Raw genomic sequence first — 12442 nt, 5'->3', positions numbered from 1 at the left:
GGGCGCCGGGGGCGGCCGCGACCGGCGCTGGGGCGGGGCAGGGCGGAGCCCGACTACCCTGGAGGGGTGATCCTCGCCGTCGACACCTCGCTCGGAACGGCCGTCGCCGTGACCGGCCTCGACGGCCGTGTCGTCGCGGAAGCGTCCAGCCCCGACCCGCTCGGCCACGCCGAGGTGATCGGGGACCTGCTGGCCCGCGTCGCTCGACCCGGCATCGCGTATGCCGTCGCCGGCATGGGGCCGGGTCCGTTCACCGGACTGCGCATCGGGATCGCCGCCGCTCGCGCCTTCGCGCTCGGCCGCGGCATCCCGGTCGTGCCGGTGCCCAGCCACTACGCCGCCGCCCTCGCCGCACTCGACGACGGCATCGAAGGCACCTTCGCGATCGTCACCGACGCCCGCCGCCGCGAGATCGCGGTCAGCGTCTTCGACGGGACGGACGCCGACGGCATCCCGAACCTCGTCCAACCCACCCGCCTCGAGAAGCAGGGCACCCCGCTCGAGGTGCCCGTGATCGAGACGGGGCGGCTGTCGGCCGCCGACCTCGCGCGAGTCGCCGCGCGTGCCATCGCCGCCGGCCGCACCCTCGCCGACGGCGAACCGCTCTACCTGCGCTCGCCCGACGTCGTGCAACCCGGCGCTCCGAAGCGGGTGAGCGGATGACCCTTCGACCGGCCACGATCGACGACCTGCCCGCGATCATGGACCTCGAGCGCCGCAGCTTCCCGACGGATGCCTGGAGCGAGGAGACCATGGGCACCGAGGTCTCCAGCATCCACAACTTCTACCTCGTCGACGAGGAGGACGGCGCCGTCGTCGGCTACGGCGGGCTGCGCGCCCTGCCGGGTGCAGCGGATGCCGACATCCAGACCATCGCGCTGGATGCCGCCCACCGCGGAAAGGGGCGCGGGCGTGCGCTGCTCGAGGCGCTCATAGCCGAGGCGAAGCGCCGTGGCGCGCGGGAGCTGTTCCTGGACGTGCGCGCCGACAACCCGGTCGCCGAAGGGCTCTACCTGTCCGAGGGTTTCGTCGAGCTGGTGCGCCGGCCCCGGTACTACCAGCCGGACGGGGTGGACGCCATCGTGATGCGCTTGGATCTTGCGCGGTGGACGCCGACGGCGGAGGCAACGGCATGAGTGGACCCCTGGTGCTCGGCATTGAGACGAGCTGCGACGAGACCGGCATCGGCATCGTCCGCGGTCGCACGCTGCTGTCCAACACGATCGCGTCGAGCATGGACGAGCACGCCCGCTACGGCGGCGTCGTGCCCGAGGTCGCCGCGCGCGCCCACCTCGAGGCGCTGCAGCCGTCGATCGAGCGTGCCCTCGACGAGGCGCAGGTGCGCCTGGACGACCTCGACGCGGTCGCGGTCACCAGCGGTCCGGGCCTTGCCGGTGCGCTCATGGTGGGCGTCGGCGCGGCCAAGGGTCTGGCCGTGTCGCTGGGCAAGCCGCTGTACGCGGTGAACCACCTGGTCGGGCATATCGCCGCGGACATCCTCGACGCCGACGCGCCCCCGCTGGAGTACCCGACCATCGCGCTGCTGGTCAGCGGCGGGCACACGTCGCTGCTGCACGTGCGCGACCTCACCACCGATGTCGAACTTCTCGGTGAGACGGTCGACGACGCGGCCGGCGAGGCGTTCGACAAGGTGGCGCGCATCCTGGGGCTGCCGTATCCGGGAGGCCCGCAGATCGACCGCGCGGCGGCGGACGGCGACCCGAAGGCGATCCGGTTCCCGCGCGGGCTGTCGAAGGCGTCCGATCTGGTCAAGCACCGGTACGACTTCTCGTTCTCGGGGCTGAAGACCGCCGTCGCCCGGTGGATCGAACGCGCCGAGGCGGAAGGTGTGGAGGTGCCTGTCGCCGACGTGGCGGCGAGCTTCCGCGAGGCCGTCGTCGACGTGCTCGCCACCAAGGCGCTGGCGGCGTGCGCCGACCTGGGGGTGCCGCGGCTGCTCCTCGGCGGCGGTGTGATCGCCAACCGACGGCTGCGCGAGGTCGTGATCGAGCGCGCGGAGGCCGCCGGTGTGAGCGTACGTATTCCGCCGCTGTCGCTGTGCACGGATAATGGCGCCATGATCGCCGCCCTCGCCGCCGAGCTCATCATGAGCGGACGCGGCCCGTCCACGTTCGCCTTCGGCGCGGACTCGACGCTGCCGGTCACCGAGATCCAGGTGAGCCCGGCATGAGCGATCCCAAGATCGAAGGCCCGACCCCCGAGGTCGAGCGCCCCGAGAGCCCGCCGGTCGTCCCCGGTGCGACGGCCGGGTACGGCACGCTGCCGAAGGATCCGGTCGACATCGAACCGGCGCTGAGCGGACCGGATGCCGACGGCGAGGCGTTCGCGGCGGCGTGGGAGCCGCACGAGGAGCCGGAGGCGGTCGACGACGCCCGGCTCGCCCCGTGGGCGCTGTTCGCGGCGATCGTCGCGCTCGCCACGTCGCTGTTCGTGGGGTGGGGGATCCCGGTCGCGATCGTGTCGGTGATCGCCGCGATCATGTCGCTGCGGCGTCCGGTCGAGAGCCGCGCCATGGCGCGGTGGGCGCTCGTGCTCGGGATCGTCGCGACCGTGTACAGCTCAGGCTGGCTGATCTGGGCCGGCATGCAGTTCGAAAGCGGGGGCTGACGGATGCCGGACGCCGAGCAGCGTGCACGACGACGTGACCTGCAGCGGCGGGCCTTCGCTCCGGGTGGGGGACTGAACCCGGCCGAGGCCGACGAACTGCAACGGCTGAACGAAGAGGTGGCGGGGTGGAGCCGGCACGGGGGCGCGCATCAGCGGGTCGTCGAGCCGGGGGAGGCGACTGTCCAAGCGACGTCGGGCCCTTCGACAAGCTCAGGGACCCATCACGGGGGCGACCACTCTTGGGTCGCTCAGCCTGTCGAAGCGACGTCGGGCGAAGCGACGTCGGGCCCTTCGACAAGCTCAGGGACCCAGCCGGAGACCTCTGCGACCGAGGTCACGGCGAAGCGCCGAAGGCTGCTGCTCCCGGTGGCGCTCGCCGTGGCGGCCCTGATCGGGTTCGGCGGGGGAATGTACATGGCGACGCGCCCGCCCGGACCGCTGCAGATGTCGAGTGCCCAGCGCGATGCGCTGACCGCGCTGGAGTCGTCCGACGACTACGACCCGGGCTCGATCCTCGTGCACGGAGAGAAGTACGGGGTGACGGTGTGGGAGGCGACCAGGGAGGCCGCCGCCCAGCGCTGCATCATCCTCGTGCACGGCGAGGACCAAGCGGCCGACTGCCGCCTGGTCGAGGACATCCAGAATCAGCCGCCGAGCACCAACCTCGAGCTCGTCGACGACGGCGAGCGCGTGATGATCTGGGCCTTCATGACCGACGACATCGGCGGCGAACGCACCGTCATCGTGCAGCGGCATACCGTCGACGGTGGCAACGGGTGGCAGGACCAGTACTCGCCGGAAGAGCTCGCCATCGTAGGCGTGCTCCAGGATGCCGGATACTCGGGCGCTTCGCTCAGCATCGTGGGGCACGACGGCGACACCCCGATCTGGGTGAGCGAGAGCAGCGATACGTGCCTGATCGTCGCGGACAGCACCAGGATCCTCGGCCAGGAATGCACCGACATCCTCTACGACACGGGAGAGAGCCTCGACCTCGCCGTCGACGGCACGACCTACAGTCTTCAGTCCTCGACGAGGCGCGGCAATCAGCTGACGATCATTCGCGGCGACGCCCCGTCGGACGGGGTCTGCGACCCCGATTCCGGTGAGTGCGCGGTGGACGACAAGACCGGCGAGACCCGCTGAACGCCGCGGTCAGACCCGGTCGGCGAGAATCGCGACCCGTCCGGCCGGTGTGCGCGTGAGGATCAGCGTCGCCTCGCCCGAACCACGCAGCGCCAGCTTCTTCCGGAACGCCGCCGGGTCGACATCCATCCCGCGCTTCTTGATCTCCAGCCGGCCGACATCGTGCGCGCGCAGCGCGGCGTTGATCGTCTTGACGTGCGCCGGCATCGTCTCGCGCACCCGGAAGGACTGCACGAACGGGCTCGTGACCGCCGCGTCACCGGTGAGGTACGCGATCTGCGGATCCAGCATCCCGGCATCCAGCATCCGTGCCGCGTCGCCGATGAGTCGGGCGCGGATCACGGCGCCGTCCGGCTCGTGCAGGAACGCGCCGAGCTCGCGGACCGGCGCGTCCTCGGCATCCGCTCTCGCCGTCAGCTCGTGGGTGCTGCCGCCGCGCATCACCAGCGCGGCGCGGCGGATGCCGTCCCTGGCGAGCGACCCGCTCCACGGCACCAGCTCGACGACGCTTCCGTCGACGCTGATCCACTGCGCCTCGACGTCGTCGGGCAGGAGATCGCGATCGAGGCCGGGGCCGAGCTTGATGCCGGTCGGATGCCGTCGCGCGACGTCGAAGCTCCAGTCCAGCGACGGCGAGTAGTCGGATGCCGTCACGCGGCGCGTCTCGCTGTGTCCTGCGGTCCGGCGAGCAGGGTCGAGCCAGATGGCGTGAGACGGGTCGGCGGGTGCGGTGGCGGAGGGGTCCTGCTCGGCGGTGCCCTGTCGGACGGAGGCTGCTTCGCCGAACGGCGCGAGGTTGTACGCGGCCAGGGCCGCGGTGACCGGATCGGCGTCGACGGCGGTCACGGTCAGCCCGGCGCCCGCGAAGGCCAGGCTGTCGCCGCCGATGCCGCAGCCCAGGTCGGACACCGCGGTGATGTCGGACTGGCGCATCCGCACGGCATGCAGGGTCGCGACCGGCAGACGGGTCGCCTGCTCGAGCCCGGCGCGGGTGAACAGCATCCGGTCGGCGAACTCGCCGAACTTGGCCCGCCCCTTCGCCCGCAGGTGCGCCTGGCCGACGACGGCGGAGACGAGGTCGGGGGAGTGCCCGGCCGCGCGCAGCCGGGAGACGGCCGCGGCGACGTCGGCGGTGGATTCGATGGTGCCGAGCTCGTCGAGCAGGACGAGGCCCTCGCGGGTGAGCAGGGCGCTGAGCTGGGTCATCTCCACCCGGTAAGCCTATGGCGCGGGCGGACCTCCCCGGTCGTTGAGCGAGGGAGCCCGGACCTTCCCGCCGGTCGTTGAGCGAGGGAGCCCGGAGGGCGACCGAGACGAAACGGTTCGTTGATGTGGGTGCGTTTCGTCTCGCGCCGCCTGCGGCGGTGCTCGCTCAACGACCGGGAACGGTGGCGGCGGGAGTTTCCCCCGGTCGTTGAGCGAGGGAGCCCGGAGGGCGACGGAGACGAAACGATCCGTTGGTGTGGGGGCGTTTCGTCTCGCGCCGCCTGCGGCGGTGCTCGCTCAACGACCGAGGGCTGGCACTCGCATTGCGTGAGTGCCAGCGGTCGTCATAGACTGGCGTTAGCACCCTCGGTATGAGAGTGCTAACGAGTCTTCTGATCTCAGTCAAGAAAGCAGAGGTACACCGTGTCGGTTTCCATCAAGCCGCTCGAGGACCGCATCGTCATCAAGCAGGTCGAGGCCGAGCAGACCACCGCAAGCGGTCTGGTCATCCCCGACACCGCCAAGGAGAAGCCCCAGGACGGCGAGGTCGTGGCCGTGGGCCCCGGCCGCATCGACGACAACGGCAACCGTGTTCCGCTGGACGTCGCCGTCGGCGACCGCGTGCTCTACAGCAAGTACGGCGGAACCGAGGTGAAGTTCGGCGCCGAGGAGTACCTCGTGCTGTCGGCTCGCGACGTTCTGGCGGTCGTCGTCCGCTGATTCGGGTCCGACGAGACCTGCGAGGGTCCGGGTGCTTCGGCATCCGGGCCCTCGTGCGTCTGCGGGCGGCCTCCGCCCGTTACTCTGGAAGCGCCGTGCCGAGTCGGCCGGAGCCGGACAGCCCAGAGGAGCGCTGTGACGAATCTCGTCTTCGACCATGTCGCCTCGCTGGAACAGCTCTCGCCTGCTGAGGCCGTCTCGGCGGCCGTCGCCGCCCAGCGGCATGGTTTTGACGGGACGTTCGTGTCGGATCGGTTCCAGCCGTGGCTGCCCACGCAGGGCAACGCTTCCTTCGCGTGGACAGTCGCCGGTGCGCTCGGTGCACAGACCGCCGGCGGAGTGACGGTGGCGGCCGTGGCGGGGTACCGGATGCACGCGGCCGCAGTGGCGCAGGCCAGCGCGACGACGAGTCACCTCTTTCCCGGCCGCCACACCCTGGTGCTCTCGGCCGGGAACGCGATCGACGAGCACGTCGTGGGTGGTTACTGGCCCGAGAGCCACGAACGCATGTCACGCATGCTCGAGTCCGCCGAACTCATCCGCAAGTTATTCCACACCGGCGCGCGCGGTGCCGACACCCGGTACGAGGGGCGATCGACCAGGATGGAGTCCGCTCGTCTCTGGACGGCACCGCAGAGTCCCCCGCAGACGCTCGTCTGGGCGGGCGGGCCGGTGACCGCGAGACGTGCGTCACGAGTGGCGGACGGGTTCGTCGCCTCCGCCGGCCCCTCAGAACGCATGACCGCTCTGATCCGCGCTGCACGGGATGGCGCCCGCGAGGCCGGCAAGACGCCGGAGTCGGTGACGGCGGCCGCCTATGTCCAGATCGCGTGGGCACCTGAGGAGAACGACGCCCTGCGCGGCGTGCTGACCGACTGGCCCATGAGCGGCCTGCAGTTCCCCGGAGGGGACATCCGCTCTCCGTTCGATGTGGCCAGGCTGGCCAGGCATGTCACGGTGGACGACATCCGAGCGCGGATGCCGGTCACAGCGGATCCCGCAGTGATCACGGCTGAACTGCGCCGGCTCGCCGGACTCGGGTTCCGCCGATTCTTCGTGCACAATGTCTTGCGCGATCAGCGCGACTGGGCTGCCGTCTTCGCGGCGGCGATCAGGCCTGGCGTCGTGGATCAGGCGAGCCGCGGCTCCGACGGTGAGGAAGGATCGTGATGCAGAGGATCTGCGTCTGGGCACTGCCGGGTATCGGGGAGATCGCGCCGGGCGCTGACGTCGCAGGGGTCATCGCAACGGCCGTGGATGCCACGGGCGAACCCCTCATCGACGGTGACATCCTGGTCATCACGTCGAAGATCATCTCGAAGGCCGAAGGCCGCATCATTCGCGCGGAAGACCGGGAGGCGGCGATCACCTCTGAGACAGTGCGCGTCGTCGCCACCCGTGAACGCACCGACGGCACGTCACTGCGGATCGTCGAGAACCGGCTCGGAATCGTCGGCGCCGCCGCCGGCGTCGACGCCTCGAACACCGAGGCGGGCACGGTGCTTCTGCTCCCGATCGATCCCGACGATTCCGCCCGGCGGATCGGCGCAGCGCTGCGGCGGCGGTGGAACGTTCGGATCGGTGTGGTCATCACCGACACGCTCGGGCGTCCGTGGCGGGGTGGGCAGACGGACATCGCGATCGGCGCTGCCGGCGTGCGGGTGTTCGACGAGATGCACGGAATGCGCGACTCCACAGGGCGGGAGCTTCGGGTCACCAGGCCGTGCCTTGCCGACGAGATCGCCGGTGCAGGCGACCTCGTAAAGGGGAAGGTGAACGGCACCCCCGTCGCGGTGCTGCGCGGGCTGGGTCATGCCGTCGGCGAACTCGACCTTCCCGGAGCCGCCACCATCGTGCGCACAGGCGAAGACGATCTCTTCCGTGAGGGAACCGCCGAGGCCTACCGCCGCGGGCTGGCGGACGGCAGCCGCGGCGACCGCGAGTAGGCGAACACCGGCGCATCGTCCTCGGCGCGGCGCAACACGCTCGCCGTGACATCGAACACTCGGGCGATCAGGTCCGGGGTGAGAACCTCATCCGGGGGGCCGGCGGCCGCGGCGACGCCGTCGGCGAGCACCACGACCCGATCGGCGAAGGCGGCCGCGAGGGTCAGATCGTGCAGGGCGAGCACCACGCACATGCCGCCGCGGGCGACGCGCCGCGCGAACTCAAGCACGGTCAGCTGCGCGCCGATGTCGAGGTGATTGGTCGGCTCGTCGAGGACGAGCACCGACGGTTGCTGGGCGATGGCACGGGCCAGGAGCACGCGGCGCCGCTCGCCGCCGGATAGGTGGGCGAAGCTGCGATCCTCGAGATGCCCGACGCCCATGCTGTCCATCGCGGCACGCGCCATGTCGGTGTCCCGGGCGCCCGGGGCTCCCATGACTCCGAGGTAGGGGATGCGGCCGAGCAGCACGACGTCGAGCGCGCGGAGGTCAAGGTCCGTCGCCGGCTCCTGCTCGACGAACGCGACGAGTCGAGCGCGCTGCCTGCCGGGGACGCCCTTCAGGTCCGCTCCGCCGAGGAGGACGCTCCCCTCGCCCGGCCGCTCGATTCCCGCCAGGATGCGCAGCAACGTCGACTTGCCCGCGCCGTTCGGACCGACCACCGCCGTCACGCAGCCGCCATTCGCCGTGATCGTGACTCCGGCGAGTACGGCGCGCCCGCCTGTGACGGCGACGATCCCCTTCGCCTCGAGCCGGACTGCGAAACCATCGGATGCGGGAGGGCTGTTCATGCCCGCTGCTCCCGTCGCGCTCTCACGGAGCCTCTCCGCAGAAGCAGCAGTCCGAAGGCGGGCGCACCCAGCAACGCGGTCACGACCCCGACCGGCAGCTCCCGGGGTTCGAAGAGCGACCGCGCCGCGGTGTCAGCCCAGACCATCAGCACCGCTCCGCCCAACGCGGAGCAGGGCAGAAGCAGCCTATGCCTGACGGCGCCGAGCAGCCGGACGGCATGAGGAACGACCAGCCCGACGAAGCCGATGGACCCGCTGACGCTGACCATGATTGCGGTGAGCAGCGTCGCGACGACCAGCAGCATCCAGCGTGCGCGGACGACCGAGACGCCGAGGGACGCCGCCGCGTGGTCGCCGAGCAGGAACGCGTCCAGGGTTCGTGCGCTTCCCATCAGCAAGGGCGCCGTGAGCAGCAGCGCCGCAGCGACGAGTGCCGTGCCGGTCCAGGAGGAACCGGCGAGAGATCCGAGCAGCCAGCCGAGGATCTCTCGGTAGCTGTCGCCGTTCGCGAACCAGAAGATCCCGAGACTCGTCAGGGACCCGAAGAACGCCGACACGGCCACTCCTGCCAGAATCGCCCGGCCGGGCACGACGGTGGTGCCGTCACGTGCGAGCGCCAGGGTCATCGCAAGCGCGAGCGACGCTCCGGCGAACGCCGCCAGCGGCAGGGCGATCGCCGCGCTGAGAAGGATGACGCAGGCGGCCCCGAGGGAGGCCCCTGCGGAAATACCCAGCAGGAACGGGTCTGCAAGCGAGTTTCGGGTGGTGGACTGCAGCACCGCCCCGCACAGAGCCAGGCCGGCGCCCACGGCGGCCGCGGTGAGCGCGCGAGGCAGGCGGATCTGCCAGACGATCGCGTCGAGAGTCGGGGGGAGGACGGCGGGTCCTCCGCTCACATGGGCGAGCACGGTGCCCCATGTCGCGGCGGGAGAGATCTCGGCGGGACCGATCGTCACGGCTGCGACGATCGACGCGGGGACGAGGACCGCCAGCGCGCTCATCATCGCGGCGTCGCGCAGCAGTGCGGATGCCGGCGACCAGGCCACCGGCCGGGCGAGGGACCTCGTCGCATCGGTCATGGCAGATCGTCGATCTGCGCTCGCAGGGTCTCCACCGCGTCGACGTTGCGCACGCCGGCCTCGCCGGCAGGGAAGGGCACCACCAGATACCGGCCTTCGGCGACGGCCCGCATCGATGACGCGGCCGGATGGGAGGCGAGCACAGACTTCTTCTTCTCGGCGCTGCCCCAGGCAGAGTCGACGAGGACGATGACATCCGGGTCGGCGGCGACGGCCGCCTCCCAGGACAGCGAACCCCACGGTTCGGGGATGTCAGCGGCGATGTTCTCCAGACCGACGGCGTCCATGATCATCTGAGGGGCACCCGTGCCGCCTCCCACGAACGGGGTGTCGCTGCCCGAGCTGTACCAGAGCGCCCGCAGGCCGAGCTCGGAAGGCGCGACGGCTTCGAGCCGGGCGCGCTGATCGGCGATGAGCTGCGCCGCGCGGTCGGAGACGTCGAAGATCTGCGCCACCTCCTCGATCGAGTCGAAGACGTCCTCGAATGTCAGACGATCCGGCCGCTCGGGTCCGGTGCAGGCGGCAGGCGCGACATACGTCCCGATCCCGAGCTGGGCCAGGCTGTCGCGCTCGCCCACGCCCTCGGCGGTGACGTTGGACTCCCACCCGGCATAGATGAAGTCGGGTGCGAGCTCGAGCACACTCTCTTGACCGGGCAGGCGTTCAGAGATCACGACGAGCCCGTCGGCGCGTTCACGCCACTGCTCGGGGACGGGACCGTCGGGGAAAGCCGTCGCGACGATGCGGTCCTCCAGCCCCAGGGCGAGCAGCATCTCGGTTGAGGTCGATTTGATGGCGAGCACGCGCTCGGGCGGTGCTGCGATCTCGAGCTCAGTCCCGCAGTTCTCCAGTTGGACGGGGAAGCCGGTCGAGGCGCCGGGCTCCGAGGAAGGGGCGGCTCCCGGGGAGGGAGCGCAGCCGCCGAGAAACACGATCAGGAGTAGAGCCGGGATGCCGGCGCGGAGGGTGCGAGAGGTCACGGTGGTTCCCAAGGCTGGGTCTCGCCGATGTCGGCGAGGTCACGGGATGCGTCCGGCGCACGATCCAGATCAGGACCGCTGGTCCCGCAGCGTCGACGGGATGCGTCGATAGTATCGGAGCCGTTTGCACCCCTCACGCTCCGAAGCGTCCAGCGGACGATCGGGAATGTACGAATTGTCGATTGAGGGCTACGGGAGTGCCTGGCTAGTTTTCAGACAACGGTCATCGTCGACCATCTCCCCGGAGCACGGGCGGCGATCCGAACGACGGAGAGGTTTCTTTGATGAACTCTGGTGGAGGAGGCGCCGCAGTGACGCTGCGGGACGTCACAAAGACGTTCCACACGGCGGCCGGACCGATGCAGGTCGTGGATTCCGTGAGCGTCGGCATTGAAGCCGGCAGCTTCGTGTCCGTGATCGGCCCATCGGGGTGCGGGAAGACCACGGTGGTCCGAATGGTCGGCGACCTGCTTGCACCCACATCCGGCCAGATCCTCATCGATGACCAGCCCCCGGCCGCAGCCCGCGCGTCCCGGCAGTTCGGATTCGTCTTCCAGCGGCCCACCCTGGTGGAGTGGCGTTCGGTGCTCCGTAACGTCACCCTGCCGCTGGACGTTCTCGGCTGGTCGAAGAAGGCGAAGGAGGACCGCGGCAGAGAACTGCTCGCTCTCGTCGGTCTTGAGGACTTCGCCGATCACCGCCCCGATCAGATCTCCGGCGGCATGCAGCAGCGCGTGGCGATTGCGCGCGCATTGTCGTACGACCCGGGCGTGCTGATCATGGACGAGCCGTTCGGCGCTCTCGACCTGATCACACGGGACCGGATGGGCTTCGAACTGCTCCGGATCCATGAGGAGGCGGGCAAAACCATCCTCTTCGTCACACACAGCATCGATGAGGCGGTTCTGTTATCCGACAAGGTGCTGGTGATGGGGCCGCGGCCCACCGTCGTGCAGAAGTACGAGCGGGTGCAGCTGCCCCGCCCCCGGACGCCCGACCACCGTGAAGACCCGACGTTCATCGCGCTCTCCCATGAGCTCCGACAGATGCTGGAACCCCATGACTGACACCATCGCCACGGACGGCCCGCGTACGGCGACGATCATCGCGACGAACACACGGAGCGGCGCGTGGAAGCGGCACTTCACCAGCCTGCCGGCAGTGCTGTTCTATGGTGCGCTCTTCATCCTCTGGGAGATCGCCTCGCAGCTGGGGTGGGTGCGCGCCTTCATCCTGCCCGGCCCGTCGATGATCATCCAGTCCATGCAGCTGAACTCCTCGTCGCTGTGGTCGAACACCATCGTCACCGCTCGTGAGATCGTGATCGGTTTCGTCATCGGGTCGTTGCTCGGGTTCCTGCTCGCCCTCGGCATTTTCTACTCCAAGCCGCTGCGCACCATCATCTATCCCGGTGTCGTCTTCCTGCAGACCGTGCCGAAGGTCGCTCTCGCTCCGCTCTTCCTCATCTGGTTCGGCGTCGGCGAGACATCGATCATCGCGATCACGGCGCTGATCTGCCTCTTCCCGGTTCTGGTCAACACGGTGGTGGGCTTCGAGGGCGTCGACGTGAACCTGCTCGAGCTGATGCACTCCGTGTCGGCCAACGGTTGGCAGAAGTTCCGCATGATCTACCTGCCCTCCAGCCTTCCGGAGATCTTCGCCGGCCTCGAGGTCGGCATGTCGCTGGCCGTCGTCGGTGCGATCGTCGGCGAGTTCATCGGGGCAAGAGCGGGACTCGGCTACCAGATCCTCATGGCCAACAGCCGTATCGACACCGCGGAGGTGTTCGCGGCCATCGTCTTCATCTCCGCGATCGGAATGCTGTTCTACTTCGGCGTCCGGCTTCTCGGTCGCCTCATGGTCGGCACGCGGGCCAACACCCGACTCGCCCGGGAATCCGGCTGACCTCATCCCTGCACCATCCACCCCACCCGTTTGGAGCCCCT

14 protein-coding genes are annotated in these 12442 nt (G+C 70.0%); 10 read left to right on the top strand and 4 right to left on the bottom strand.

Annotated elements, in window-relative coordinates:
- The first annotated feature begins 66 nt into the window (after positions 1–66).
- From tsaB to RIF65_RS01385, 5 genes are read left to right on the top strand one after another with little or no spacing between them, the layout of a single operon-like run.
- Positions 67–663, top strand: a complete 597-nt coding sequence (gene tsaB, locus RIF65_RS01405) for a tRNA (adenosine(37)-N6)-threonylcarbamoyltransferase complex dimerization subunit type 1 TsaB (RefSeq protein ID WP_309064603.1) — start codon at positions 67–69, stop codon at positions 661–663.
- Positions 660–1136 (top strand): ribosomal protein S18-alanine N-acetyltransferase, encoded by a 477-nt coding sequence (gene rimI, locus RIF65_RS01400; RefSeq protein ID WP_309064604.1) that lies wholly within the window; start codon positions 660–662, stop codon positions 1134–1136. The genes tsaB and rimI overlap by 4 nt, the downstream gene beginning before the upstream one ends.
- A complete protein-coding gene (gene tsaD / locus RIF65_RS01395; RefSeq protein WP_309064605.1) occupies positions 1133–2191 on the top strand; it encodes a tRNA (adenosine(37)-N6)-threonylcarbamoyltransferase complex transferase subunit TsaD in 1059 nt (352 codons plus the stop codon). The genes rimI and tsaD overlap by 4 nt, the downstream gene beginning before the upstream one ends.
- Positions 2188–2628 (top strand): hypothetical protein, encoded by a 441-nt coding sequence (locus tag RIF65_RS01390; RefSeq protein ID WP_309064606.1) that lies wholly within the window; start codon positions 2188–2190, stop codon positions 2626–2628. Before tsaD ends, RIF65_RS01390 begins: the two co-directional genes overlap by 4 nt.
- Before the next feature lie 3 nt (positions 2629–2631).
- Positions 2632–3774 carry a hypothetical protein gene (locus RIF65_RS01385; RefSeq protein WP_309064607.1) on the top strand — a complete coding sequence of 381 codons (1143 nt, stop codon included), beginning with the start codon at positions 2632–2634 and terminating at the stop codon, positions 3772–3774.
- A 9-nt stretch (positions 3775–3783) separates the two neighbouring features.
- Here RIF65_RS01385 and RIF65_RS01380 read toward each other — a convergent pair whose 3' ends face one another.
- Positions 3784–4980, bottom strand: a complete 1197-nt coding sequence (locus RIF65_RS01380) for a class I SAM-dependent methyltransferase (protein WP_375142115.1) — start codon at positions 4978–4980, stop codon at positions 3784–3786.
- Between the two features lie 423 nt (positions 4981–5403).
- Here RIF65_RS01380 and groES point away from each other — a divergent pair, with 423 nt between their 5' ends.
- The 3 genes from groES (at position 5404) to cofE (ending at position 7646) form a co-directional block, all read left to right on the top strand.
- A complete protein-coding gene (gene groES / locus RIF65_RS01375) occupies positions 5404–5700 on the top strand; it encodes a co-chaperone GroES (RefSeq protein ID WP_309064609.1) in 297 nt (98 codons plus the stop codon).
- Positions 5701–5835: 135 nt separating this feature from the next.
- On the top strand, positions 5836–6870 hold the full coding sequence (locus tag RIF65_RS01370) for an LLM class flavin-dependent oxidoreductase (protein ID WP_309064610.1): 1035 nt from the start codon (positions 5836–5838) through the stop codon (positions 6868–6870).
- Positions 6870–7646, top strand: a complete 777-nt coding sequence (cofE, locus tag RIF65_RS01365) for a coenzyme F420-0:L-glutamate ligase (RefSeq protein ID WP_309064611.1) — start codon at positions 6870–6872, stop codon at positions 7644–7646. Before RIF65_RS01370 ends, cofE begins: the two co-directional genes overlap by 1 nt.
- On the opposite strand, the gene RIF65_RS01360 is transcribed toward cofE, so the two are convergent.
- Genes RIF65_RS01360 through RIF65_RS01350 form a run of 3 tightly spaced genes read right to left on the bottom strand, consistent with a single transcriptional unit; the run spans position 7601 to position 10496 of the window.
- Entirely contained in the window at positions 7601–8437 is an 837-nt protein-coding gene (locus RIF65_RS01360) for an ABC transporter ATP-binding protein (RefSeq protein WP_309064612.1), read from the bottom strand. The genes cofE and RIF65_RS01360 overlap by 46 nt on opposite strands.
- Positions 8434–9516 (bottom strand): iron chelate uptake ABC transporter family permease subunit, encoded by a 1083-nt coding sequence (locus RIF65_RS01355; RefSeq protein WP_309064613.1) that lies wholly within the window; start codon positions 9514–9516, stop codon positions 8434–8436. Before RIF65_RS01355 ends, RIF65_RS01360 begins: the two co-directional genes overlap by 4 nt.
- The gene (locus RIF65_RS01350; protein ID WP_309064614.1) at positions 9513–10496 is read right to left on the bottom strand and encodes a putative F420-0 ABC transporter substrate-binding protein; all 984 of its coding nucleotides are present in this window, start codon (positions 10494–10496) and stop codon (positions 9513–9515) included. Before RIF65_RS01350 ends, RIF65_RS01355 begins: the two co-directional genes overlap by 4 nt.
- A gap of 311 nt (positions 10497–10807) precedes the next feature.
- On the opposite strand from RIF65_RS01350, the gene RIF65_RS01345 reads away from it, so the two are divergent.
- Both RIF65_RS01345 and RIF65_RS01340 read left to right on the top strand, forming a co-directional pair.
- A complete protein-coding gene (locus tag RIF65_RS01345; protein ID WP_309064615.1) occupies positions 10808–11563 on the top strand; it encodes an ABC transporter ATP-binding protein in 756 nt (251 codons plus the stop codon).
- Positions 11556–12401 carry an ABC transporter permease gene (locus RIF65_RS01340; protein WP_309064616.1) on the top strand — a complete coding sequence of 282 codons (846 nt, stop codon included), beginning with the start codon at positions 11556–11558 and terminating at the stop codon, positions 12399–12401. The genes RIF65_RS01345 and RIF65_RS01340 overlap by 8 nt, the downstream gene beginning before the upstream one ends.
- The last annotated feature ends 41 nt before the right edge of the window (positions 12402–12442 follow it).

This window comes from Microbacterium sp. (genome assembly GCF_031180975.1).
Lineage (GTDB): Bacteria > Actinomycetota > Actinomycetes > Actinomycetales > Microbacteriaceae > Microbacterium.
The sequence above is the reverse complement of the archived record's forward strand: the minus strand, read 5'-3'. Positions and strand labels throughout refer to the sequence as shown.

What these genes read in the sequence shown, in the direction of transcription:
- RIF65_RS01385 (WP_309064607.1), top strand. Translation starts at nt 2,632, where the DNA reads ATGCCGGACGCCGAGCAGCGTGCACGACGACGTGACCTGCAGCGGCGG.
- cofE (WP_309064611.1), top strand. Translation starts at nt 6,870, where the DNA reads ATGCAGAGGATCTGCGTCTGGGCACTGCCGGGTATCGGGGAGATCGCG.
- rimI (WP_309064604.1), top strand. Translation starts at nt 660, where the DNA reads ATGACCCTTCGACCGGCCACGATCGACGACCTGCCCGCGATCATGGAC.
- RIF65_RS01380 (WP_375142115.1), bottom strand. Translation starts at nt 4,980, where the DNA reads ATGACCCAGCTCAGCGCCCTGCTCACCCGCGAGGGCCTCGTCCTGCTC.
- tsaD (WP_309064605.1), top strand. Translation starts at nt 1,133, where the DNA reads ATGAGTGGACCCCTGGTGCTCGGCATTGAGACGAGCTGCGACGAGACC.
- RIF65_RS01360 (WP_309064612.1), bottom strand. Translation starts at nt 8,437, where the DNA reads ATGAACAGCCCTCCCGCATCCGATGGTTTCGCAGTCCGGCTCGAGGCG.
- RIF65_RS01340 (WP_309064616.1), top strand. Translation starts at nt 11,556, where the DNA reads ATGACTGACACCATCGCCACGGACGGCCCGCGTACGGCGACGATCATC.
- RIF65_RS01355 (WP_309064613.1), bottom strand. Translation starts at nt 9,516, where the DNA reads ATGACCGATGCGACGAGGTCCCTCGCCCGGCCGGTGGCCTGGTCGCCG.
- RIF65_RS01390 (WP_309064606.1), top strand. Translation starts at nt 2,188, where the DNA reads ATGAGCGATCCCAAGATCGAAGGCCCGACCCCCGAGGTCGAGCGCCCC.